The 21,096-nt window shown below is 67.0% G+C and carries 19 protein-coding genes; 7 read left to right on the forward strand and 12 right to left on the reverse strand.

What is annotated here, in order from left to right; genetic code table 11:
- Positions 1 to 25: 25 nt before the first annotated feature.
- From BUB09_RS12470 to BUB09_RS12480, 3 genes are all read right to left on the reverse strand, one after another.
- Entirely contained in the window at positions 26 to 787 is a 762-nt protein-coding gene (locus tag BUB09_RS12470; protein WP_072898079.1) for an SDR family NAD(P)-dependent oxidoreductase, read from the reverse strand.
- 62 nt (positions 788 to 849) lie between these two features.
- Positions 850 to 2,568, reverse strand: a complete 1,719-nt coding sequence (locus BUB09_RS12475; RefSeq protein ID WP_072898080.1) for an FAD-dependent oxidoreductase — start codon at positions 2,566 to 2,568, stop codon at positions 850 to 852.
- A gap of 253 nt (positions 2,569 to 2,821) precedes the next feature.
- Positions 2,822 to 3,946 carry an acyl-CoA dehydrogenase family protein gene (locus BUB09_RS12480; RefSeq protein WP_072898290.1) on the reverse strand — a complete coding sequence of 375 codons (1,125 nt, stop codon included), beginning with the start codon at positions 3,944 to 3,946 and terminating at the stop codon, positions 2,822 to 2,824.
- A 328-nt stretch (positions 3,947 to 4,274) separates the two neighbouring features.
- Between BUB09_RS12480 and BUB09_RS12485 the strand changes: the two genes are divergently transcribed.
- On the forward strand, positions 4,275 to 5,372 hold the full coding sequence (locus BUB09_RS12485; RefSeq protein ID WP_072898081.1) for a 3-ketosteroid-9-alpha-monooxygenase, oxygenase component: 1,098 nt from the start codon (positions 4,275 to 4,277) through the stop codon (positions 5,370 to 5,372).
- 91 nt (positions 5,373 to 5,463) lie between these two features.
- Here BUB09_RS12485 and BUB09_RS12490 read toward each other — a convergent pair whose 3' ends face one another.
- Both BUB09_RS12490 and BUB09_RS17225 read right to left on the reverse strand, forming a co-directional pair.
- Positions 5,464 to 5,844 carry a steroid Delta-isomerase gene (locus BUB09_RS12490; RefSeq protein WP_072898082.1) on the reverse strand — a complete coding sequence of 127 codons (381 nt, stop codon included), beginning with the start codon at positions 5,842 to 5,844 and terminating at the stop codon, positions 5,464 to 5,466.
- Positions 5,845 to 5,995: 151 nt separating this feature from the next.
- Positions 5,996 to 6,202, reverse strand: a complete 207-nt coding sequence (locus tag BUB09_RS17225) for a hypothetical protein (protein ID WP_175550195.1) — start codon at positions 6,200 to 6,202, stop codon at positions 5,996 to 5,998.
- On the opposite strand from BUB09_RS17225, the gene BUB09_RS12495 reads away from it, so the two are divergent.
- The 3 genes from BUB09_RS12495 to BUB09_RS12500 all read left to right on the forward strand — a co-directional run bounded on the left by BUB09_RS12495 (position 6,201) and on the right by BUB09_RS12500 (position 10,693).
- Positions 6,201 to 7,352: a helix-turn-helix transcriptional regulator gene (locus BUB09_RS12495; protein ID WP_072898291.1), complete on the forward strand. Its 1,152-nt coding sequence runs from the start codon at positions 6,201 to 6,203 to the stop codon at positions 7,350 to 7,352. The genes BUB09_RS17225 and BUB09_RS12495 overlap by 2 nt on opposite strands.
- A 191-nt stretch (positions 7,353 to 7,543) precedes the next feature.
- On the forward strand, positions 7,544 to 7,756 hold the full coding sequence (locus tag BUB09_RS17020; RefSeq protein ID WP_139250276.1) for a hypothetical protein: 213 nt from the start codon (positions 7,544 to 7,546) through the stop codon (positions 7,754 to 7,756).
- 69 nt (positions 7,757 to 7,825) lie between these two features.
- Positions 7,826 to 10,693, forward strand: coding sequence for an AAA family ATPase (locus BUB09_RS12500; protein ID WP_072898083.1), 2,868 nt, complete (start codon positions 7,826 to 7,828; stop codon positions 10,691 to 10,693).
- A gap of 114 nt (positions 10,694 to 10,807) precedes the next feature.
- Here the strand turns inward: BUB09_RS12500 and BUB09_RS12505 are convergent, their stop codons facing one another.
- From BUB09_RS12505 to BUB09_RS12535, 7 genes are all read right to left on the reverse strand, one after another.
- On the reverse strand, positions 10,808 to 11,293 hold the full coding sequence (locus BUB09_RS12505; protein WP_072898292.1) for a nuclear transport factor 2 family protein: 486 nt from the start codon (positions 11,291 to 11,293) through the stop codon (positions 10,808 to 10,810).
- Between the two features lie 120 nt (positions 11,294 to 11,413).
- Complete coding sequence (locus BUB09_RS12510) at positions 11,414 to 12,181, reverse strand: SDR family NAD(P)-dependent oxidoreductase (protein WP_072898084.1); 768 nt, start codon at positions 12,179 to 12,181, stop codon at positions 11,414 to 11,416.
- Between the two features lie 130 nt (positions 12,182 to 12,311).
- Positions 12,312 to 13,205 carry an outer membrane lipoprotein-sorting protein gene (locus tag BUB09_RS12515; RefSeq protein WP_072898085.1) on the reverse strand — a complete coding sequence of 298 codons (894 nt, stop codon included), beginning with the start codon at positions 13,203 to 13,205 and terminating at the stop codon, positions 12,312 to 12,314.
- Positions 13,206 to 13,232: 27 nt separating this feature from the next.
- Entirely contained in the window at positions 13,233 to 14,012 is a 780-nt protein-coding gene (locus BUB09_RS12520; protein WP_072898086.1) for an SDR family oxidoreductase, read from the reverse strand.
- Positions 14,013 to 14,159: 147 nt separating this feature from the next.
- Positions 14,160 to 15,182 carry a HupE/UreJ family protein gene (locus BUB09_RS12525; RefSeq protein ID WP_072898087.1) on the reverse strand — a complete coding sequence of 341 codons (1,023 nt, stop codon included), beginning with the start codon at positions 15,180 to 15,182 and terminating at the stop codon, positions 14,160 to 14,162.
- The gene (locus BUB09_RS12530) at positions 15,179 to 16,267 is read right to left on the reverse strand and encodes a peptidyl-prolyl cis-trans isomerase (RefSeq protein ID WP_072898088.1); all 1,089 of its coding nucleotides are present in this window, start codon (positions 16,265 to 16,267) and stop codon (positions 15,179 to 15,181) included. The genes BUB09_RS12525 and BUB09_RS12530 overlap by 4 nt, the downstream gene beginning before the upstream one ends.
- Positions 16,264 to 18,288, reverse strand: coding sequence for a DUF3604 domain-containing protein (locus BUB09_RS12535; protein WP_175550196.1), 2,025 nt, complete (start codon positions 18,286 to 18,288; stop codon positions 16,264 to 16,266). The genes BUB09_RS12530 and BUB09_RS12535 overlap by 4 nt, the downstream gene beginning before the upstream one ends.
- Before the next feature lie 130 nt (positions 18,289 to 18,418).
- Here BUB09_RS12535 and BUB09_RS12540 point away from each other — a divergent pair, with 130 nt between their 5' ends.
- From BUB09_RS12540 to BUB09_RS12550, 3 genes are read left to right on the forward strand one after another with little or no spacing between them, the layout of a single operon-like run.
- Positions 18,419 to 19,249 (forward strand): alpha/beta fold hydrolase, encoded by an 831-nt coding sequence (locus BUB09_RS12540; RefSeq protein ID WP_072898089.1) that lies wholly within the window; start codon positions 18,419 to 18,421, stop codon positions 19,247 to 19,249.
- A gap of 12 nt (positions 19,250 to 19,261) precedes the next feature.
- Positions 19,262 to 20,053, forward strand: a complete 792-nt coding sequence (gene dmpE / locus BUB09_RS12545) for a 2-oxopent-4-enoate hydratase (protein WP_072898090.1) — start codon at positions 19,262 to 19,264, stop codon at positions 20,051 to 20,053.
- Between the two features lie 35 nt (positions 20,054 to 20,088).
- Positions 20,089 to 20,997: an acetaldehyde dehydrogenase (acetylating) gene (locus BUB09_RS12550; RefSeq protein ID WP_072898091.1), complete on the forward strand. Its 909-nt coding sequence runs from the start codon at positions 20,089 to 20,091 to the stop codon at positions 20,995 to 20,997.
- Positions 20,998 to 21,096 lie beyond the last annotated feature (99 nt).

Genomic DNA, 21,096 nt, shown 5'->3' on the forward strand with positions numbered 1-21,096 from the left:
GGCGCAGCCCAGAACAGCGCGCCGATCAGCCGAGGAAGGCTTGCCCGCCGTCGACGCCGATGCTCTGGCCGTTGATGTAGCGGCAGTCGTCTGACACCAGCGTGGCGACGAAGCGACCGATGTCGGCCTCGCATTCGCCGACGCGCTGCATCGGCACCGTGGACACGAACGCGGCCGCTTCTTCGGGGCGCGCAGCGGTCCAGCCGGCCATCGCCGGGCTGTCGCCCAGCGGCAGGATGGCATTGGTGCGGATGCCATCGCGCGCCCATTCGCAGGCGGCGGCGCGGGTCAGCTGGCGCGTGGCTTCCTTGACGGCGGCATATGCGCCGTAGTTCGACACGTCCCAGCGCATCGCCGCGACGGTGCACAGGTTGACGATGTTGCCGCGCCCGCTCTTTTTCAGATGCGGATGGCACAGCTTCATCAGTCGCAGCGTGGCCAGCGGGCCCGATTCCCAGCCGGCCATCAGCGCGTCTTCGCTCAAGGCCAGCAGCGGCGCAATCGGCACTTCCTGCGCGTTGTTGACCAGAATGTCGATGCCGCCGAATGCCGCGACGACCTGCTCGACCGCACCGCCAAGCTGCTCGGCGCGCTTGATGTCGGCTTCGACCGCGATCGCCGTGCCGCCACGGCGCTGAATCTCGGCAACCGTGACGTCGAGCTTGGAGCGCGTGCGACCGATGACGGCGATGCGCGCGCCCTCGCCTGCCAGCGCATACGCGATGCCCTGGCCGACGCCCTGGCCGGCGCCGGTGATCAATGCAACCTGGTTCTGCAAACGTGCCATGTGCGGGTATCCGGTCAGCCGATGATTCGTGCGGTAACGCGTGCGGTGACGCGCGGGGTGGCTCAGGCCGCGATCGACAGCGGCGCGGCGACGCTGGCCTTGGCCATGTGCAGCGCGCCGACGTAGCCGAAGGTCATCGCCGGGCCCAGCGTGGAGCCGGCGCCCGGATACGTCGGGCCCATCACGGCCGCCGTGGTGTTGCCGGTGGCGTACAAGCCGTCGATCACGCTGCCGTCTTCACGCAGCACACGCGCATATTCGTCGACGTCGAGGCCGCCCTTGGTGCCAATGTCGCCGGCATCGAGCTTCACCGCGTAGAACGGCGGCTTGACGATCGGGCCGAGGCAGGTGTTCGGCTTGACGCTCGGGTCGCTGTAGTAGCGGTCGATCGGCGTGTTGCCCTTGCCAAATTCTTCATCGACGCCGGTGGCCGCGTAGTGATTCATCCGCGCCACAGTGCGGCCGAGTTCGGCCGCCGGCACGCCGATCTTGGCGGCCAGCGCATCGAGCGAGTCGGCGCGGTAGTACACCTTGTCAAGCCAGTCCTTCGGCAGCTTGCTGTCGGGCTCGATCTGGCCGGGCAGAAAGATGCCCATCGGGTACTTGTAGCGGAATGTGGCATCGAACACGAGCCAGCACGGCGCCGCGTCGTTGGCGTACATCGCCTTCAAAAAGTCCGGATACGCAGCGGCTTCGTTGACGAAGCGCGTGCCGCGCTGGCTGACGGCAACACAGCCCGGCATGCCGCGCTCGACGAACAGCGTGATCTGCTGCGGCACGCCCGGCTTCTTCACGGTCGGCGAGCCCCAGACCATGTTCATGTGCTTGAGCCGCGCGCCGAGCGTCTGGCCCACGCGGATGCCGTCGCCGTGATTGATCGGCGGCGCGGCGCTCCACGCGGCGCTGGTCGGCTTGGGCAGATACTGCTCGCGCATCTGCTGGTTGGACTCAAAGCCGCCGCAGGCCAGCATCACGCCGCGCGTGGCGCGATAGCGCAGCTTGCGACCCTTGTGGTTGACGACGACGCCGATCACGCGGCCGTCCTTCTCGATCAGCGAATCCATGCCCGCTTCCAGCATCAGCGGCACGTTGCGCTTGAGCATCGCCAGCCGCAGCCGGGCGACCAGCGCCTGGCCCAGCGTCATGCGCCGGTCGCGCGGCGTCTTGCGGCGCCAGCCGAAGTCCAGCCAGTACTTGAGCACCATCCGCAGCGTCAGGCCGACCCAGCCCTTGCCACGCGAAAACAGCGTGTGCGCCTCGACCTGGTTCATCGAGATGCGGCCCATCAGCATCGTGCCCGGATAGCTCGGGCGCATCTTGTCGAGCTCGTCGCCGAGCAGCTTGGCATCGACCTGCGCCGGCTCCATCGACCGCCAGCCGGCTTTGCCGCCCGGCACCTCGGAGTAATAGTCGGGGTATTTGACGACGCTGTTGAACGGCAGGTCGAACTCGCGGCCGACGTAGCGCACCATCTCCGGTGCGTGCCGCAGGTACGCTTCGATCCGCTCAATCGGCGTGGCGTCGCCGACCACGTTCTTCAGGTAGGTCAGCGCTTCTTCGAACGAATCGTGCCCGCCGTTGGGCGCGATGTCGTGGTTGTTGGGGATCCAGATACCACCGCCGGAGACGGCGCTGGTGCCGCCGAACAGCTTGTCCTTCTCGATCACCACCGAGCTCAGGCCCTGAGCCTTGGCCGTCAGTGCCGCCGTCATGCCACCGGCGCCGGAGCCGACGACGATCACGTCGTACTCGGCATCCCAGGAAGTTTCGTTGATGCCCATCGGGTGCTCCGTTGTGGTTCTGTGAATCCGCTGTGCTGGCGGGTGCGGGGTTGTCGGCGCCGGGTGCGGGATCAGGGTTGGTAGAACCCTGCGAGGCCCTCACCCCTGCCCCTCTCCCGGGGGGAGAGGGGTTCAAGCACGGCGGCCCTTTCCGAACGGGACAGGGCGGGCATCGTCAGCGTCCGTGCCGTGCGGCCACCGCGGTACGAGCTGGCGCGCCTCTCGATCCGTGGAACGAGAGGCGCGCAGCCGACTACAGGAAGTAGTCGGTGTTGTCGCGGCCCAGCATCACGCCGCCGAAGTTGCGTTCGAACTGGTCGGGGTTGTTGGCGTAGTGGCCACGCGCCGCGAAGATGTCGAACACATAACGGTGCAGGTCGAAGTCGGTGAAGATGCCGCGGCCACCGCAGGCGCTGAACAGCTGGTAGGCATGCTTGGCGCTGCGGTCGACGACCTGAGCGGCCTGGGCGCGGAACAGCAGGCGCTGGTTCAGATCCAGCGGCTGCTTGTTGCGGACCTTGTCCATCAGCACGCCGAAGTTGCGGTGCAGCACCAGCTTCATCTCGTCGATCGCCATCGCGGTTTCAGCGGCCGCGATCTGCGCCGGGCCCTGCTCGCTGGTCTTGTTGCCCATGTCACCGACGCGCACCTTGGCGAAGTCGATGAACGTGTCGAGCGCGCCCTGCAGACCGCCGATCGCCGCGCTGGACACGGCGCGGACGAAGATCTGGCCGAACGGCAGCTTGTACAGGTCGGCCGTGAACGTGCTGCCGCCCGGGTTGGTGCCGGCAAAGCCGTCGCTGGCCTTGTGCGTGCGGTACTCGGGCACGAACGCGTCTTCGACGACGATGTCCTTGGAGCCGGTGCCCTTCAGGCCCATCGTGTGCCAGGTGTCGATGACCTTGTAGTCGGACTTGGGCACGAGGAACGTGCGGTATTCCGGCGGCTGGCCCTGGTTGAAGATCAGGCCGCCGAGCAGCACCCAGTCACAGTGGTCGATGCCGCTGGAGAAGCCCCAGCGACCGCTGAACTTGAAGCCACCCTCGACCGGCGTGACCTGGCCCTTGGGCATGTAGGTCGACGCGATCAGCACGCTGGTGTCCTGGCCCCAGACGTCTTCGGCAGCGCGCGGGTCGAACAGCGCCATCTGCCAGTTGTGGACGCCGACGACGCCATAGACCCAGGCGGTCGACATGCAGCCTTCGGCCAGCGTCATCGCCACGTCGTAGAACACCTGCGGGTCCATCTCGTAGCCGCCGTAAGCCTTGGGCTTGAGGACGTCGAAGAACCCCGCCGCTTTCATGTCGGCGATCGTTTCGGCCGGCAGCATGCGCTGCTCGATGGCCTGGGCCGAGCGTTGTTTCAGCACCGGCACCATGTCGCGGGCGCGCTGGACGATCACCTGGGAATTGATCGGCGTGGTGGTGGCTTTGGCTTGGGCGGTTTGCACGGGGGGACTCCATAGACGGGCCTTCTGGGCCGGTCGGCAAGGGTTGACGACGGGCCCCATAGCCCGCCGAGACGCTTTTTTCGCATTTGGTAGGGGCCGCCACCTCACCCGAAATGACTAGCTTTGTCCCTACCCGTCCCGCACCCCGAAACACTCCCCGGACCTTCATCCATCAGGACGATGCCGCTGCCGGAGCCGGGGCGAATACTCGCCGCACGATTTGTAGACCCAATGCATCAGCAACCGGACACAGGGCATGGCAACCACCAAGGATTACGGCATCGGCGAATTCGACTTTCCGCGAGGCTGGTTCATGATCGCCGACAGCCACGACGTCGGCTCCGACAAACCGCTGGCGGTGCGCTACTTCGGGCGTGACTTTGCGCTGTATCGCGGCAAGGAATCGGGCAAGGTCGTGCTGCTGGACGCCTACTGCCCGCACATGGGCACCCACATGGCGCTCAACTCCACGTCGTACGTGGCTCAGGACGGCCCGATCGAAGGCGACTCGCTGCGCTGCCCGTACCATGCCTGGCGCTTCGGTGCCGACGGCAAGTGCAACCACATTCCTTATTCCAGCGGGCCGATCCCGCCGGCGGCCAAGGTACGCAGCTGGCCGGTCAAGGAATCGATGGGCGCGGTGTTCGTCTGGCACGACCCGGAAGGTGGCGAGCCCGAGTGGGAGGCGCCGTTCCTCAGCGAATGGGACGAGCCGAACTGGGTGCGCTGGGACCGGATCGACGACCTGGGCACGATCAACACCCACCCGCAGGAAATCGTCGACAACATCACCGACGCCGCCCACTTCGGCCCGGTGCACGGGTCGCGTACGCGCTACTTCGAAAACGAGTTCAAGGGTCACTTGGCGATTCAGCGCATGGCCGGCGGCCACCGCACGCTGGCGGCCGAAGGCGGCCCGCTGCTGGTGACCGAGGCGATCTACAACGGCCCGAGCATCCTGATCACGCGGATGAGCGGCCTGTACGACAGCTACATCTTCATCGCCCACACGCCGGTCGACGACGGCAGCACGCACGTCTGGCATTCGCTGCTGGTCAAGACCGCCAAGGGCGGCGCGGCCACCGACGAGGACCGGGCCGCCGCCAAGATGTTCTCCGACATGGCACTGGCCGCGTTCGCTCAGGACTTTGAAGTGTGGAAGTACAAGAAGCCCTGCCTGACCGGCATGTTCGTCCAGGGCGATGGCGCGTTTCTGAAGCAGCGCGCCTGGTACAAGCAGTTCTATAACCCGCGTGCGATGAAGCAGGAATTCCTAAAGCAGGTCGAAGGCATTCATGTGCCGCGCGGCATGCAGGCCTTCCCGAAGGATCACGCGGAACTCGCTGCGGCCTAGCGGTACCGATCTGCCGGGCCAGCCCGCAACGGGCGGCCCCGGCAGGCGCCGATACCGCGCCTCGATGGGTGCGCGGTATCGGCGAGCATCATCAGCCCGGCATTTCCATATCGCTCGGGCCCCAGAACGCCCGCATCGACGTGAACTTGCCGTGGGCATCGAACTTGAACGTGTCGATGACCCGGATCAGCGCCGGGCCCTGCGGCATGTTCAGCTGCACGTCGAACGCCATGGCCGCCTCGTTGGCATGCGAAGCGCGGATCGGCGCCGCCAGCTTGAGCCGCGCGCCGGTGGCGACCGACCGCTGATAGAACGCAGCGATGGCCTCGCGGCCGCGAATCAACTCGGCACCAACCGGATCTTCGACGGTGGCATCGTCGGCATACAGGCCCGCGATCGCCGCCGGGTCGGATGCGTTGAAGTGGTCGATGTACGCCTGCAACGCCCGCTTCATGCCTGCTTCGTCACTCATGCCTGCTCGCTCGTTGAATGGGAGGGGGTGCGTTCGACTATGCCCAGCGGCTTGGTGAGTCGGGCTCACCCTTTCGGATGAGACGGGGCCCGCGATGCAGCGCTACCTTTTCGTGGCGCATTGACGGTGGTCATCGACAGGGTTGGTTTTCCTAGTCCACCCGACGCGCCGATCGGTTCAAATGCACATCAGATCGCCACGAGGCGACAAGCGTCACCAATAAACAGGTAAACGGAGGAGATTCCGAAATGCCGACCCCCGCTGTATCGATGAACGATGCTCGCAGCGCATCGCGTGGTACTGGCAACTCGCGCAGTGCCACCTCGCCTTCCCATGTCACCGCAATGACGATGCCCATGGCCCCCTATCTCACCGACGGGGAGGACCAGCGTATCGACATGCTCGACCGTCTGATCGGCTCGATTTACGACGGCCCGATCGAATCCACACCCTGGCAGACCGCGATGCAGCTGCTGCGCGAGCAGCTCAATGCCGCGCACGTCACGCTGATGCTGCGCCCCCCGTCCACCGACAGCGCTGGTGTGATGCTCAACACCGGCAGCACGACCACGCAAACGGTGCAGTCGTACGAAACCCACTTTTTTGCGATGGACCCGTTCGTGCGCCTGCCCGAAGGCGAGGTCGTCGCTGCCGAAGAACTGATTGGCAAGCAGTGGCTGCAGTCCACGGTGTATCTGGACTTCCTGAAGCCGCTGAACATCCGCCACTTGCTCGGCGCCGACATCAACACGCGCGACGGCATCGAATGCCGGCTGCGTGTAACGCGCCTGCACGGCAGCGAGCCGTTCTCGGCCGAAGACAAGGCGCTGTGCCGCCTGCTGCTGCCGCACTTGAAGCGCTCGATCCAGCTGCACGCCCGGCTCGACTTTCTGGAATGCGAGCGTGCGATGTTTGCGGGCGCGGTCAACCGCATGCAGCTGGGCACGATCAGCATCGACCAGAACGGCAACATCATCGAAAGCAACCAGGAAGCGCGCCGCATCCTGGGTGAAAAGGACGGCATCTGGCTGGCCGGCAACAACCTGTGCGTGGACAGCGCGCTGGAAAGCCGCCAGCTGCAGCAGATGATCCGTCACTGCGTGACCAATGCCTGCGCCGCCGATGGCCCGGGCGTGGTCGAGGCGATGTCGGTGTCGCGTCCGTCGGGCCGCGCCAAGCTCGGCATCCTGGTTCGTGCGATCCCGCTCGGCCCGTATTCCGAGAGCAAGCAGCGCCCGGCCGCCGCCGTGTTCCTGCGCGACCCGGAAGCCAGCGCCGCACAGCCGTCGCAGGAACTGGTGCGCCGCTTGTTCGGCCTGACGCGGATGGAAGCCTCGCTGGCGCTGCTGCTGACCGAGGGCTACACGCTCGACGAAGCGGCCGAAAAAATGAACGTACGCCGCAATACCGCGCGTACGCATCTGCGCTCGATCTTCTGCAAGACCGGGGTGACCCGGCAGACGATGTTGGTGCGCTTGTTGCTCAACAGCGTATTGAGCTTGGGGTGATGTAAGGCTGGGCAGTACAGAAGGGCCGGTGGGGACCGGAGGCGGGCCGAAAGGCCCGCCTTTTTTGTTGTCCGGCGCCGGCCCGGCACCGTCCACAGGTGATCGGCGGTGATCAATCTCGGAATTTCCTCCGTTCTTTACGTCATATGACGTGGACAATCGGCATACCCAACTCGCCCCGGTAGCCCGACATGCCCGCCTCCCGCGTGACGCCCCTTGCTCCCAGCGGTCGGATTGCGGCTGCACGGTCCTTCGTCGTTCAGTTGCATCCGCTGCCGTCGACGCCCACCAACCAACCGATGTGCGGCCGTGTCGAAAACGTCGCCACTGGTGAATACACCGATTTCGCTTCGCTCGAGGAACTCGACCGGTTCATGCGCTTGATTGCCGGCCGGAGCAGCTAACCGGTCTCAATCACGGTTGCGGGCAGGCCGTTAAACTCGGCACCCTCTACCGACATACGCTTGTCTGCGATGAGCGACCAACAGGCTCTGCAATTCGGGCCGTTCCGCCTGCTCGGGCGTCACGGACCGCTGCTGCGCGATGACCGCGAGATCAAACTGCAGCGCAAGGCGCTGGCGGTGCTGTGGACGCTCGCCAGCCAGCCGAACGAACCGGTCACGCGCGCCGATTTGATGGACGCGGTCTGGCCGGGGGCGATCGTCGTCGACGATGTGCTGACCTACCAGATCCGCGCGCTGCGGCAGGCGATCGAAGACGATCCCCGCAACCCGCGCTACATCCTCACGGCTCATCGCATCGGCTTCCGGCTGACGGTCCCCGGAGCAGCCGAGCTCCCTGAAGCGGCACAAACGCTGATCGGCCGCGACACCGAGCAGCGCGCGCTGCGCGTCAGCTTCGATCGCGCTTGCGGCGGCCAGCGCCAGTTCGTGTTCGTCTGCGGCGATGCGGGCTTGGGCAAGACCGCGCTGATCGACGACTTTCTGCTGCGCTTGCGCAGCGACGCGCCTGAAGCTCGCATCTTGCGCGGTCATTGCCTGGAACTGACCGGCGAAAGCGAAGCGTACCTGCCGATCCTTGACGCACTGGAGCAGGGCGTTCGCGGCAGCGGCGGTGAAGAATGGCTCGAACTGCTGCGCCACAACGCGCCGTCGTGGCTGCGCCAGTTGCCGAAGCTGCTGCCGAGCGAGGAACTGGAACAATTGCGGCGGATCTCCGCCGGCACCCCGCCCGAACAGCAGCGACGCGAACTGTCACAAGCGCTGGAAGTCGCCGCGGCCGAGCAGCCGCTCGTGCTGGTGCTTGAAGACCTGCACTGGTGCGACGCATCGACGGTCGCCTTGCTGAGCCTGCTGGCACAACGCGAGCAGCCGTCGCGCCTGATGGTGATCGCCTCCTGTCGACCGGTTGAAACCATCATCTCCCAGCATCCTGCACGCGCGCTGCAGCTGGGGCTGACGTCGCGCGGACGAGCACAGTCCCTGTTCCTCAACCCGCTCAGGCCGGACGAAGGGCGACAGTTGATTGCCCGGCGCCTGCCCGACGTCAGCGATGAACAAAGCAACGAGCTGCTGCGTCGCAGCGGCGGGCATCCGCTGTTTCTGGTGCACCTGACCGACTATCTGCGTAGCCAGGCGCTGGCACCGCAGGCCGGCCCCGGCTTCGATGGCGTCGTCCCGCCGCAGCTGCGCGAGCTGATCGAGCTTCAGCTGTCACAGCTGAGTGTCAGCGAACAGTTGCTGCTGGAAGTCGCAGCCGTGGCCGGCCAGGACTTTGCAGCGGCAGCGGTCGCCGCCGGCAGCAGCCTTGCGGTCGAGGCCGTCGAGGAAGCGCTGGAGGCGCTGGCACAAGGCCGGTGCTTCATCGTCGACGATGGTCTGGCGATCTGGCCGGACGGCACCGTCAGCGGCCGTTTCCAGTTTCAGCACGCGCTGTATCGCGAAGCGCTGCGCTTGCGTCTGGCGCCCTCTCGCGAGGCGCGCCTGCACCGCCGCATCGCCGAACGGCTCGAGCACACGTATGCCGGGCGCCCGGCCGATATCGCCACCGAGTTGGCTCACCACTTCGAAGCGGGCGGCGTTGCCGCCAAAGCCGCGCACTGGTGCGTGCACACGGCACAGAACGCGCTGGACCGCCTGGCCCCGTACGAGGTGCGCGAACAGGTCGCGCGGGGCTTGGGCCTGCTGGCCTCGGTCGCCCCGGACCCGTCCCATCGGTCGACGGAGTTGCGGCTGCGGATCGCCGCCAGCCAGAACTTGCAGATCGAATACGGTTACGGCCCGATCGCCAGCGATGACCATCGCGAGCGGATCGATGCGCTGATCGAGCAGGTCGACGACGACCAGGTCCGCATTATGGCCGTGGCCGTCCAATGGAGCGCACGCCACTTCAACCTGGAGTTCGAGCGGGCCATCGCGTTTTCGGAACGGATGCAGGAAATCGGCCGGGCATCGGGCAATGTCAGCCTCGAATGCGTCGGCCTGGGCTGGGCCGCGCACAGCTTGCATTGCACGGGGGCGCACGAGAAAGCGGACCGCTATACCGCCGAAGGGCTGCAGAAGGCGCTGGCCTATGACGGCAGCGGCGGCGCCATCAGCGATGATTCGCTGGTGAGCCTGTATTGCGCCCATGCGGTGACGCGATGGTTCTTGGGGTTTCCGGAACAGGCGCTGGCCGCTGCCAAGCAGGGCGTCGCGATTGCAGGCCGGCATCCGAATCCGTACTTGCACGTGATGGTCCATGGCACCGCGCAGGGCATGCTGCTGGAATTCGTCGGCGACTATCCGCAACTGAAAACCGTGGCCACCGACATCCTGGAACAGGCACGGCGCTGCGGACACGTGGAAAGTCAGCGCTGGGCGCGGGTGCTGCTCGGCGTCGCGCAATGCCGTACCGGCGATCCGCAGACCGGCATGCAAACCCTGCAAACGGTGCTTGATGAAATGCGCGAGCGCGGGCTGGTGATCCAGGCGCCGCTGGGTTTGACCCATTTGGCGCGCGCCTGGTCCGCACTCGGCGACCACGAACGTGCATTGGACGCAGCCGAAGCGGCGTTGCAGCTGATCCGCACGCGCCACCATCGTCCCTGGGAGCCGGAAGTGCTGCGCACCATCGGGGAGCTGCAGCTGATCGCCCGCCCCGAGGCCATCGCCGAGGCCGCGGCGTCGATACGCGAAGCACTGGCGCTGGCACGATCGCGCAAAGCGCTATCGCTGGAACTGCGCGCAGCGACCAGCCTGGCGCGGCTGCTGCAGCGCCGGGGCCAGAGAGCCGAGGCACTCGCGGTTCTCGATCCGGTGCTGGGGCGCTTCACCGAGGGCCAACATCTGCCCGATCTGCGCGAGGCCGCGTCGCTGATCGCCGAATTGCAGCAGGCCTGAGCGCCAGGGCCGCTGCTGCGCTGGGTGACGCCACATCCCACTCTGCGGCTACCCGCGGTAGGCCGGTGTTGCGGCGCCGGCGCGGGGCGCTGGGCGTCCCGCGCCGCGTATTGCTTACCGCTTGCCGTGCTTGGCGAGCCAGTGCGCGGTGATGTTCGGCGGCTGCTCGAACGGGGTGACGATTTCGAAGATGCGCTCGTAGCTGGCGAACTGGATCTTCCAGCGACCGTCCTGCTTGACGTAGCGGTCGCGGTACAGGGCGCTGCCGTCGGTGACGATCTTGTGGCGCAGATCGCAGAACCAGTCCTTCAGATACCAGACGCCGGTCGCTTCGGTGGCCGACACGAAGTCGATCTCCGGATGATTGACGTGGTGCATCGCGATCGCTTCGGCGTGAAACGCGCCCGACAGCGCATCGAGAATCGCATCGCGGCCCGACGACTCGAAGCGGTAGCTGCCGCCGACGTACGAGACGCTGCAGTCTTCGGTCAGCAGCTCGCGCAGTTCGGTGAAGTTGGCCGTGTCGATGCAGCGGCAATAGGCGTACTTGAGACGGCGGATCTGCTCCAGGTCGTCAAGCTGCGTCAGCGTCAGCGCCATGCGGTGAATCTCCTCGTTATGGTTTTGATCGGTACATCCCGTGTCGCGCGCAGCATGTTGCTGCGCAGCGGCGCCGGCTTCGTCCGTTCGCACCAGCAACGGTGGCGCGCGCTTGAGCCGCTAGATACCGAAGCCGCCCGAGACGTTGATCTGCTGGCCGGTGACGTAGCCGTTGCTGGCCAGGAACACCGCTGCGCTACCGATCTCCTCGGGCTTGCCCCAGCGCTTTATGCACAGCAGCTTGTGCGTCTCGTCGGTCCACTTCTGATCGAACACGCCGCGCTTGAGCAGCTCCAGAAACATGCCGGCTTCGATCACGCCGACCAGTACTGAATTGGCGCGGATGTTGTGGCGGCCCTCTTCCTTGGCAATGCCCTTGACCAGCGCCTCGTTGGCCGCCTTGGGCGCCACCGACAAACCGTCCTTGGCCGGCCACCACACATGCCCGGCGCTGCCCAGATGCACGTACGAACCGCCGCCGTGTTCGCGCAGATGCGGCAGCGTCGCCTGCACGGCGGTGAAGAAACCATGCACCTCGATATCGATCGACTTGCGCCACAGCGCTTGCGTGGTGTCGGCCAGCGCCACTTGCTCGACGACCGGGCCAGCAGCCCAGACCACGGTGTGGATGCGGCCGTGAGCCGCGATGGCCGCCTGCACTGCCGCGCTGACCTGATCGGCTTCGCGCACGTCGGCGGCGTGGATCGTGGCCTTGCGACCGCCATCGGCGATCTGCGCGGCGACACGCTCGGCCACCGCCTGCTTGCTGCGATAGACGATGGCCACGTCGCTGCCGGCAGCACCAAACGATTTGGCGACCTCCTGGCCGATGCCGCCACTGCCGCCAAACACCAGCGTCGCGCCGGCGGGGAATGTCGAAGTCGTCATCGGTCTGTCCTGAGGCTCGGGTGGAGAGCGCGATTATGGAAACGCGCCCACGGCCGCAGCCTCACCCGCGCAGACGATGAACCGGCGCTGCGTTGATCGCGTCGCGCCGCGGCGTCGTCGACGCCGACGCTCAGGGTGCTTTGTAGAACTGCTCGGGGTCGAACAGCTTGGCGGCCGAGCCGGTCACGGCCATCGGCTCGGCGCTGAGTGTGGTGGTGGCATCCGCCAGCACGTCGAGCATGTCGATGCGCTTGAGGTACCACAGGCCGCCGTCGTGCTGGATCGCACTGGCCGGTGCGCTGAGCCGCTTGACGACGCGTTCGCCGTCGTAGAACTCGGCCTTCAGCGGCAGGCAGCTTTCGCGGTCGACCCAGGCGCGGACGCGGTCGTAGCGCGCGTCCTTGCCGCCAGCGCCTGCAAACAGCAGTTGTTCGACGTCGCGGCCGTCGAGCGTGGTCGGCGCCTCGAGCGTGGCTTGCAGGTCACCAAACGCGCTCTGCAATTGCTTGAACTCGTCGTAGCTGAACTGCGTCCCCATCAGCGAGCCGTCGGCGACGCTGCCGGTGATGCGCCGCACGCGCCGCACCGACGGCAAGTACACGTACATGCCGCTGTGCAGATAGTCCTGGGTTTGCGTGATCAGGTACGAGCCGCCGGCCAGTGCTTCGGGCTCGGTGATGCGCAGATTGGCGCGCAGCGTGCCGTTGGCGGCGGTGCCGGGTGCGGTATCGCGCTTGACGTACAGCTGACCACGCAGCGTGCGCATCAGCTCGCCGTGCTCGCGCAGCTCCATCGTCACCTTCTGACCGCGCAAGCGCGTCGGCGAGTTGGCGCGCATGCAGGCCAGCAACTGCGGCAGATCGCGCGTTGGCGGCGTGGCGGTCTTGCTGCCCGCAGCCGTCGTTGCAGCAGCCGGCGGCGCGGCAACGGCCGGCGTCAACGCGGCCAGCGACGAGATCAGCCCGGCGATCAGCACGACAGCCTTCGGCGCGATGCCGTTGCGCGAATAGGGGGCGGCGCTCATCGGGGGGCTTCTCCGTTGGTGGGACGCTTAGTGGGGCGTGGACGCGTTGGCGTTGACACTGGCGGCTGCCAGGAACGCCGGCCGCTCGCCACCACCGTGCAGCGTCAGGTTGGTGCCCGAAAGATAACTTGCCTGAGGCGAGGCCACCCACAAGCAGGCTTCGCCGATGTCGCTGGGTTCGGCCAGCCGCTGCATCGGAACCGTCTGCGCCACGCGGGCGATGCCCGCCTCGTCACCGTAATGCAGCGCACTCTGCTCGGTCCGCACCAGGCCAGGGCTGACCGCGACGACGCGCACCTTGGGCGCCCATTCCACGGCCAGCGACGACACCAGGTTGAGAATCGCGGCCTTGGCCGCGCCGTAGGCTGCGGTGCCCGGCGACGGCCGCAGCGCACTGACGCTGCCGATGAACACGATCACGCCACCGTTGGGCTGCGCCTGCATGATGGCATTGGCCTTCTGCGCCAGATGCAGCGGCGCCAGCAGGTTGAGCTGGATCATCGCGTCGTGGAAGCGCGGCGAGGCCTTGTCGGCCATCACGAACGGCGCGCCGCCGGCATTGTTGACCAGCACGTCGAGCCGGCCGTGTTCGTCGAGAATCGCGCCAAACAGCGCGTCGCGCGCGGCCGCGTCACGCACGTCGGCGGCGATGAAGCGCGCACTGCGACCGTCGACCGCCGGCATGACCTCGGGTGCTTCGCGGCCGCAGATCACCACGGTGTCGCCGGCCGCCAGGAAGCTCGCCGTGATACCCCGGCCCACGCCCTTGCCGCCGCCCGTCACCAGCACCACCCGTCCTTGCGCCACGCGATCTCCTCCGGCCGATGCGGTGCCGTGCCCGACGGCACCTGCTGCGGCGTGTGTTGTCGAGTGCCGATGCTAGGCGCTTGCGCGCCGCGCCTCGTCCCCCGAAAGGACGAACACTGGGATCGCCTCAGGCGCAGCCGGTCAGCGTCACAGCAGCGTCACAGCGCGGTCCAGGCACCAGTAGCAGGCCAGACCGCCGAGTGCGTAGGCAGCGAACGGCAGCGCGCGGGCCGGCAGCGCCAGACCTGCGCGGCCTGCAGCGACGACGGCGCCGACCACGGCCAGCTGCGCGGCTTCGATGCCGAGGTTGAATGCGAGCAAGGCCAACGGCAGGTCGCGCGGCGGCAAGCCGACGTCTGACAGGGCACCCGCGAAGCCCAAGCCGTGCAGCAGGCCAAATCCGGCTGCGAACCACACCGGCCCGATCCCGTGCCCACGCTGCGCGGCTGCAACCGGCGAAGCCGGAGACGACGCGCGCATCAGGCGCAGCGCGACGACGACGATGCTGGCGGCGATCGCCCATTCGCACAGCGCGGCGTTCCAGCGCACCCAGCCCAGGCTGGCGATGCTCAGCGTCAGGCTGTGCCCGAGCGTGAACGCGCTGACGGTCCACAGCCGCGCGCGCAGTGGCCGCACCAGCAACAGCAGCCCGGCCAGAAACGCCAGATGGTCATAACCGCTGAGCAGATGCTCGACGCCGAGACGCGCGTAGCGCAGCAGCAGCGCTGGCCGTGCCTCGGCGGCGCTCAGCGTGATGCCGGGTTCGCGCGCATCGAGCAGCGCTTGCTGCTGCAGCACGCCGTCGGCATCGAGCACGCGGACGATCACGTTGATGCCGCTGCTGGCGAGCCCGGAGACGTCGATACGCCGGCCGTCGAGCAGCGCTGCACACTGCAGGCGCCAGCGCGCGCTCAGCGACTCACCGCCGTCGGACGCCAGCTCGGGCTCCGTCGTCGCCGCGCAGTCGGCCGGCAGCCGCGGTGTGACGTCGATCTGGCGCGCGCGCGTCACCGACGTGCGCCATAGCAACTCGTATTGCGGCGTCGTGGTCGGCAGCCGCTGCAGCTCGAGCAGCGCCGGTGCGAGCGGATGCGCGGTTGCCGCCCCGCCGAACAGCACGATCAGCAGGCCGAGTGCGAGCGCAGCAGCGCGAACAAGCCGACGCCTCACGGCAGCGCCTCCAAGCCGACCACGCGGTAGCGATCGCGCCGTTGCTGCAGGCGCTGTTGCAAACCGGCTTGCTCGCGCTCGTGCACCAGCGCGGCCGCCGCGCGGTTGCGCACCGCTGCGCGATCCGGAGGCTGCGACGGCTGATGCTGCGTGACGCGCACCAGCGCCCAGCCGTAGGGCGTGCGCAGTGGGCCTTGCCAGCGCTCGGTATCGGCTCCGCCGCGAGGCGGCGCAGCGCCAGCGCTGGCAACGGCGTCGGCAATGACGGCAACACCACCAGCAGCAGGATCGGCAGCGACGACGCCTGCGACCAGATGATCTGCCGCTGCCTCGACAACGGCCTGCGCAAGCGCCTCGCCGAACTGCATTACGATCGCGCTGCGCGCCTGCAGCGGCTGCCGCAGGCCGATCAGCAGCGGGTCGCCCGGATCGGCCGTGTGCAGCGCCGCTTGGGCCGCAGCGCGTGCCGCCGCATCACCCCGCTCGGCCGCGAAATGGCGCAACTCAAAGGCGTACCGCGGCGGCTGCGCGTAGTCAGCGGCATGCGCGTCGATGTAGGCATCCAGCTCGGCGTCGGAGAAGCGCACCACCGGCAGCAGCCGCTGCTCCATCTGCTGCAGCAAGCGGCGCCTCGTGACCGCGTCGCGGGTCGGCATCTGCAAAGCCTGCGCATCGGCGATCGCTTGCGCATCGACGGCGCCGTCGGCGTCGCGACCGGCCGCAAACGCCATGTTCATCGACAGGCGCCGCTGCACGACGACATCGTCGCGGTCGAGGCGCAGCCGCAGTGCTTCGGCGATCAGCAGACGCTCGTCCAGATCGCGGCGCAGGCTGGCACGCAGCTCGTCCGGCGTCGGCACACGGCCGGTTTCCTGCTGCCATTGCTGGCGCAGCCGGAGCCGGTCGGCGTCGGTGACGACCAAGGTGCCGGTGGCGATCCATCCCGCGTGCAAGGCCGCGCGCTCGGCGCCGAACAGCAACACACCGATGCCGATGAAGTGCAGCAGCGGCCGGCGCCACCCGCGCGGCACGCGACGCGGCGCCGGGTCAGGCATTGCGTCCGACACGCCGGTCACGGCGCTCATCGACGTGCGGCGTCGTACCAGATCGGCGAACTCCAGGCGCGCTCCTGAATCGTTTTCGGGAAGTCCGCGTTGCAGCAGTCCTCGAAGCCTTCCGGAACCGAATCGGGCGCACTGCAATCGACCTTGGCCGCGACGCATTGCTGCGTAGCCCAGCGACAGCTCGGATTTTCGACCGCGCGGGCGTAGTAGAACGCGCCTTGCGCGGCGTCGAACTCCGGGTCTTGCCAGACGCTGCACAGACTGGCGAAGCCGGGATCGCCGGTCGGCTCGCAGGTGTCCAGATCGACACCGGCGCTGCTGTCACGGCGGCCGGCGACATCGTAGACGCGCTCCTGCTTGCTGCCGTCAGCAGCGACCCAGCCCTTGATGATCTGCAAGCGCTGCAACGGTCCTGCGCTCGGGTGTGGATCGCGCAGCACCGACACCGCGAAGCGCGGCGCGGTACTGCCGCCCGGCGCGGGCGGCAGATCGGCGCCCATCGGCACGCCATCGGCATAGCCACGCGTCACCAGATCGGCGCGGGCGCACAGATTCGTCGGCAGGTTCCAACCGCCGAAGAAGCGCAGCACCGGCCGGTTGCCGCTGGTCGCATAGGCCTCGCGCCGCTGCATCGCGGCAAACAGCGCCTCGCGCGTGTTCTGCTCGGCCCACAGCACGGCCAGGCCACCCGGGCTGGTTTCGATCACGTCGGTCAGGCCGGTAATGCCGTCACGCGGGTTCAGACCGGCGCCGGCATGGCCAGGAAAGTTGCGCTCGTCGGCATTGCCGGACGTGGCCAGGTGCGTGTCGGTGCTGCCGATGAAGCCGTACTTGAACGGGTTGACGCCCAGTGTCGCCTGCTGCCGCAACCCTTCCTTCAACGCCTCGCGCAAAAAGTCCTGTTCCATCGGCGGGCCGGTATTCAAACCGCCGAAGCGATCGCCGGTCAGGTTGTTGTATGGCATCACCTCGAAGCCGCACAGCTCGTCCTGCGCGCCAGCGCCCATCGTGTTCAAGCACTCGCTCTGACCCTTGTGCTGATAGATCTCGGCCAGCGGCTCGTTGCGCTGGCGCTGCGCCGCAAACTCGGCGGTGTACGCGCGGCCACGGTCGTCGCGGGTCTGGAACATCAAGCCGGCCGACAGGTTGGAGTTGTGCGGAATTGTCAGTACGTCGCAGCCGTCGACGCTGCGGCACTGCTCGTCGAGGGCCGCCCACAGATATTCCGGCGCTGGATAGTCGATGTAGCTCGGCGGCAGCTCGGGCACGACGTCGCTGGCGAAGATCACGTTGCGGTGCAGGTTGTTCGACAACGGCGCCGCCGTGTACTCATAGCCGACGAAGCTGGTGAAAGCGCAGTCGCTGCTGCGGTCGTAGGCCGCTTCAGCCGCCGCCTGCATGTCACGCCACGGTGTGCGCGCCGCTTGCAGGCAACGCTCGCCGTTCAAGCCGCAGTACGGCAGCCGCAGAATTTGCTCACCATCGCCAAACAGCGGCGACAGCTGCGACAGAAACGACAGCGCCGGCAGCGGCACCGGAATCTTGGGGATGCCGGTGAAGCCGGGGCCGAACAGATTGAACACGACGAACGCATTGTCGGGCTGGGCGCGATAGAAGCGGCACTCCAGCGAGTCGTAACCCGGCTCGTCGGCATTGGTGCAGATCTGCGTTTCGCCGAACAGCTCGGCGTGGTCGGTCACGGCAGCAAAGTCGAGCGGACGATCGAGCTGGGCTCGACGCGTCGGCTCGCCATTGGCGTCATACGGCTGCAAGCCGAGTGCCTCGCCGCGCGCGAAGCGGTAGGCATCGGCGGGCTTGAGCACGGTGCCCTGCGTGTTGGCGTCGAGCGAGTACGTCGTGTGGATGTGCAGATCGCCGAAGAACGGCTGACGCTCGGCGCTGATGTTGCGGCAGTCCTGGCGCAGTGGCGGCGCAACGCCACCTGCAGCGCTTTCGGGACTGCGTCCGCAAGCACTCAAGCCCAGCAGCGCCAACCCCAGCAGCGTGCGCTGCCACGCGACGTTGTCGGTGATCCATTTCATCGGCGATGTCTCCCCCATCGGCACGGTCGCTCATGCTATCGCCGGCGGCGGCGCTGCCGTAGTCCAAAGGGACGAAGCCGCATAGGCCTGCCGCGCAGGACCATGCAGGCTGTCGAAACCCTGCGCTGCCATGTCCAACAAACCCGTTCCCGAAGGTCGCTACGTCACGCTCAGCAGCGGCTATCGCATGCATCTGCTCGACCAGGGCCAAGGGCCCGTGGTGGTGTTCCTGCACGGCTCGGGCTCCGGTGCCTGCGGCCACAGCAACTTCAAGCACAACTATCCGGCGCTGGTCGAGGCTGGTTACCGCGTGGTGCTGATCGACCTGATCGGCTACGGCTACTCCGACAAGCCGGCCGACATCGAATACCCGCTGGAACTGTTCATCGGCACCGTCAAGGAAACGCTGGACCAGATCGGCGTGTCGCGCTGCACGCTGATCGGCAATTCGCTGGGCGGTGCGATCGCAATCGGCTTTGCACTGGCGCATCCGGCAACGGTCGACAAGCTGGTGCTGATGGCACCGGGCGGCGTCGAAGACCAGCCCGAATACTTCAAGATGCCCGGCATGGCGCTGATGAAAGACGTGTTCATGTCGGCCGAGCCGGTGACCGCGGCACGACTGAAGGACTTCTTCGTGCGCGGCATGGTCTACGACGCCGCCAGCGTCGACGATGACACCGTCAATGAGCGCTTCGAGCTGATGAAGCTGCAGAACCCGCAAGTCGTGCGCACGATGAAAGTGCCGAACATGACCGAGCGGCTGCACGAGATCCAGTGCCCGGCGCTGGCATTCTGGGGCGCCTACGAACAAATGATGCCGGAGACCGGCATCCTCAAGCTGGTGCACGGCATCAGCAAGCTGCGGATGATCGTCGTGCCGCGCTGCGGTCACTGGGTCATGGTCGAGCATCGCGATCTGTTCAACCGGATGACGCTCGACTTCCTGCGTCACGGCTGAGAGCGCATCGCGATGACGCCAGAACAGATTCAGCACTGCGGCGACGAGCTGTACGCCGCACTGCGCGCGCGCCGTACGATCGCGCCGCTGACCAGCCGTATCGCCGACATCACGATCGACGATGCTTACCGCATTTCGCTGCAGTTCCTGGCGCGTCGTCAGGCCGACGGCGAGCAGATCGTCGGCAAGAAGATCGGCGTCACCAGCAAGCCGGTGCAGGACATGCTCGGCGTGCATCAGCCCGACTTCGGCTTTCTGACCGACCGCATGCAGGTCGCCGACGGCGCCAGCGTCAGCCTCAGCGGAGCGGGCTTGATCCAGCCGCGTGCCGAAGGCGAGATCGCGTTCGTGCTCAAGCGCGATCTGGTCGGCCCCGGCATCACCGCCGAACAAGTGATCGACGCCACCGACTACGTCTGCGCCTGCTTCGAGATCGTCGACAGCCGCATCCACGACTGGAAGATCAAGATTCAGGACACGGTCGCCGACAACGCGTCCTGCGGCGTCTACGTCGTCGGCGCTCAGCGCGTCGATCCGCGTTCGCTGGATCTTGCGGCCGCGAAGATGGACATCGAGAAAAACGGCGTGCACGTCGCTTCGGGCCTGGGCTCGGCGGTGCAAGGCCATCCAGCGCAAGCGGTGGCCTGGCTGGCCAACACGCTCGGTGCATTCGGCATTCCGTTTCGTGCCGGCGAAGTGATCCTGTCCGGATCGCTGGCGCCGTTGCTGCCGGCCGTGGCCGGCGACCATTTCACGATGCAGATCGCCGGCATCGGCAGCGCCAGCGTCGCGTTCCGCGACTAGCGGCGGCAACCCGTACAACGAAGGACCTCCTCACCATGTCGAACAAGATCAAGTGCGCCATCATCGGGCCCGGCAACATCGGCACCGACCTGCTCTACAAGCTGCGTCGCAGCCCGGTGCTGGAGCCGGTGTGGATGGTCGGCGTCGACCCGTCGTCCGAAGGCTTGGCGCGTGCGCGCGAGTACGGGCTCAAGACCACCGACCAGGGCGTCGACGGCATGCTCGAACACGTCAAGGCCGACGGCGTGCAGATCGCGTTCGATGCCACCAGTGCCTACGTGCACAAGGCCAACAGCGACAAGCTCAACGCGCTGGGCGTGATGATGATCGACCTGACGCCGGCCGCGATCGGCCCGTACTGCGTGCCGCCGATCAATCTGAAGCAGCACGCCGGCGCGCGTGCGATGAACGTCAACATGGTCACCTGCGGCGGCCAGGCGACGATCCCGATGGTGTACGCGGTGTCGCGGGTGCAGCGCGTCAAGTACGCCGAAATCGTCGCCACGGTCGCCAGCAAGTCGGTGGGCCCCGGTACGCGCAAGAACATCGATGAATTCACGCGGACCACGGCCGGCGCCGTGGCCAAGGTCGGCGGCGCCGACGAAGGCAAGGCGATCATCGTGATCAACCCGGCCGAGCCGCCGATGATCATGCGCGACACGATCCACTGCCTGACGCTCGACGCGCCGCGCCAGCAGGAAATCGAAGAGTCGGTGCGCGACATGATCAAGGAAGTGCAGAAGTACGTGCCCGGCTACCGGTTGAAGAACGGCCCCGTGTTCGACGGCAACCGCGTCACGACGTTCATGGAAGTCGAAGGCTTGGGCGACTTCCTGCCCAAGTACGCCGGCAACCTCGACATCATGACCGCCTCGGCGACGCGCACCGCCGAGATGTTCGCCGAAGAAATTCTCGCCGGCCGGCTGACGCTGGAAGCGGCGTAGATCGGCGCGCAGGCAGCAGAGACGGACGTAAGCAGCAAGATTGCCGTTGCCCTCTCCCCCCGGGAGAGGGTGGCGCGAAGCGACGGGTGAGGGCCTCGC

Source organism: Hydrocarboniphaga daqingensis, assembly GCF_900129825.1.
In the GTDB taxonomy this organism is placed as follows: Bacteria; Pseudomonadota; Gammaproteobacteria; order Nevskiales; family Nevskiaceae; genus Hydrocarboniphaga; species Hydrocarboniphaga daqingensis.

What these genes read in the sequence shown, in the direction of transcription:
- BUB09_RS12490 (WP_072898082.1), bottom strand. Translation starts at nt 5,844, where the DNA reads ATGAGTGACGAAGCAGGCATGAAGCGGGCGTTGCAGGCGTACATCGAC.
- BUB09_RS12540 (WP_072898089.1), top strand. Translation starts at nt 18,419, where the DNA reads ATGTCCAACAAACCCGTTCCCGAAGGTCGCTACGTCACGCTCAGCAGC.
- BUB09_RS12495 (WP_072898291.1), top strand. Translation starts at nt 6,201, where the DNA reads ATGGCCCCCTATCTCACCGACGGGGAGGACCAGCGTATCGACATGCTC.
- BUB09_RS12515 (WP_072898085.1), bottom strand. Translation starts at nt 13,205, where the DNA reads ATGAGCGCCGCCCCCTATTCGCGCAACGGCATCGCGCCGAAGGCTGTC.
- BUB09_RS12500 (WP_072898083.1), top strand. Translation starts at nt 7,826, where the DNA reads ATGAGCGACCAACAGGCTCTGCAATTCGGGCCGTTCCGCCTGCTCGGG.
- dmpE (WP_072898090.1), top strand. Translation starts at nt 19,262, where the DNA reads ATGACGCCAGAACAGATTCAGCACTGCGGCGACGAGCTGTACGCCGCA.
- BUB09_RS12550 (WP_072898091.1), top strand. Translation starts at nt 20,089, where the DNA reads ATGTCGAACAAGATCAAGTGCGCCATCATCGGGCCCGGCAACATCGGC.
- BUB09_RS12505 (WP_072898292.1), bottom strand. Translation starts at nt 11,293, where the DNA reads ATGGCGCTGACGCTGACGCAGCTTGACGACCTGGAGCAGATCCGCCGT.
- BUB09_RS12470 (WP_072898079.1), bottom strand. Translation starts at nt 787, where the DNA reads ATGGCACGTTTGCAGAACCAGGTTGCATTGATCACCGGCGCCGGCCAG.
- BUB09_RS12510 (WP_072898084.1), bottom strand. Translation starts at nt 12,181, where the DNA reads ATGACGACTTCGACATTCCCCGCCGGCGCGACGCTGGTGTTTGGCGGC.
- BUB09_RS12480 (WP_072898290.1), bottom strand. Translation starts at nt 3,946, where the DNA reads ATGGTGCCGGTGCTGAAACAACGCTCGGCCCAGGCCATCGAGCAGCGC.
- BUB09_RS12535 (WP_175550196.1), bottom strand. Translation starts at nt 18,288, where the DNA reads ATGAAATGGATCACCGACAACGTCGCGTGGCAGCGCACGCTGCTGGGG.
- BUB09_RS17225 (WP_175550195.1), bottom strand. Translation starts at nt 6,202, where the DNA reads ATGGGCATCGTCATTGCGGTGACATGGGAAGGCGAGGTGGCACTGCGC.
- BUB09_RS12475 (WP_072898080.1), bottom strand. Translation starts at nt 2,568, where the DNA reads ATGGGCATCAACGAAACTTCCTGGGATGCCGAGTACGACGTGATCGTC.
- BUB09_RS17020 (WP_139250276.1), top strand. Translation starts at nt 7,544, where the DNA reads ATGCCCGCCTCCCGCGTGACGCCCCTTGCTCCCAGCGGTCGGATTGCG.
- BUB09_RS12485 (WP_072898081.1), top strand. Translation starts at nt 4,275, where the DNA reads ATGGCAACCACCAAGGATTACGGCATCGGCGAATTCGACTTTCCGCGA.
- BUB09_RS12530 (WP_072898088.1), bottom strand. Translation starts at nt 16,267, where the DNA reads ATGAGCGCCGTGACCGGCGTGTCGGACGCAATGCCTGACCCGGCGCCG.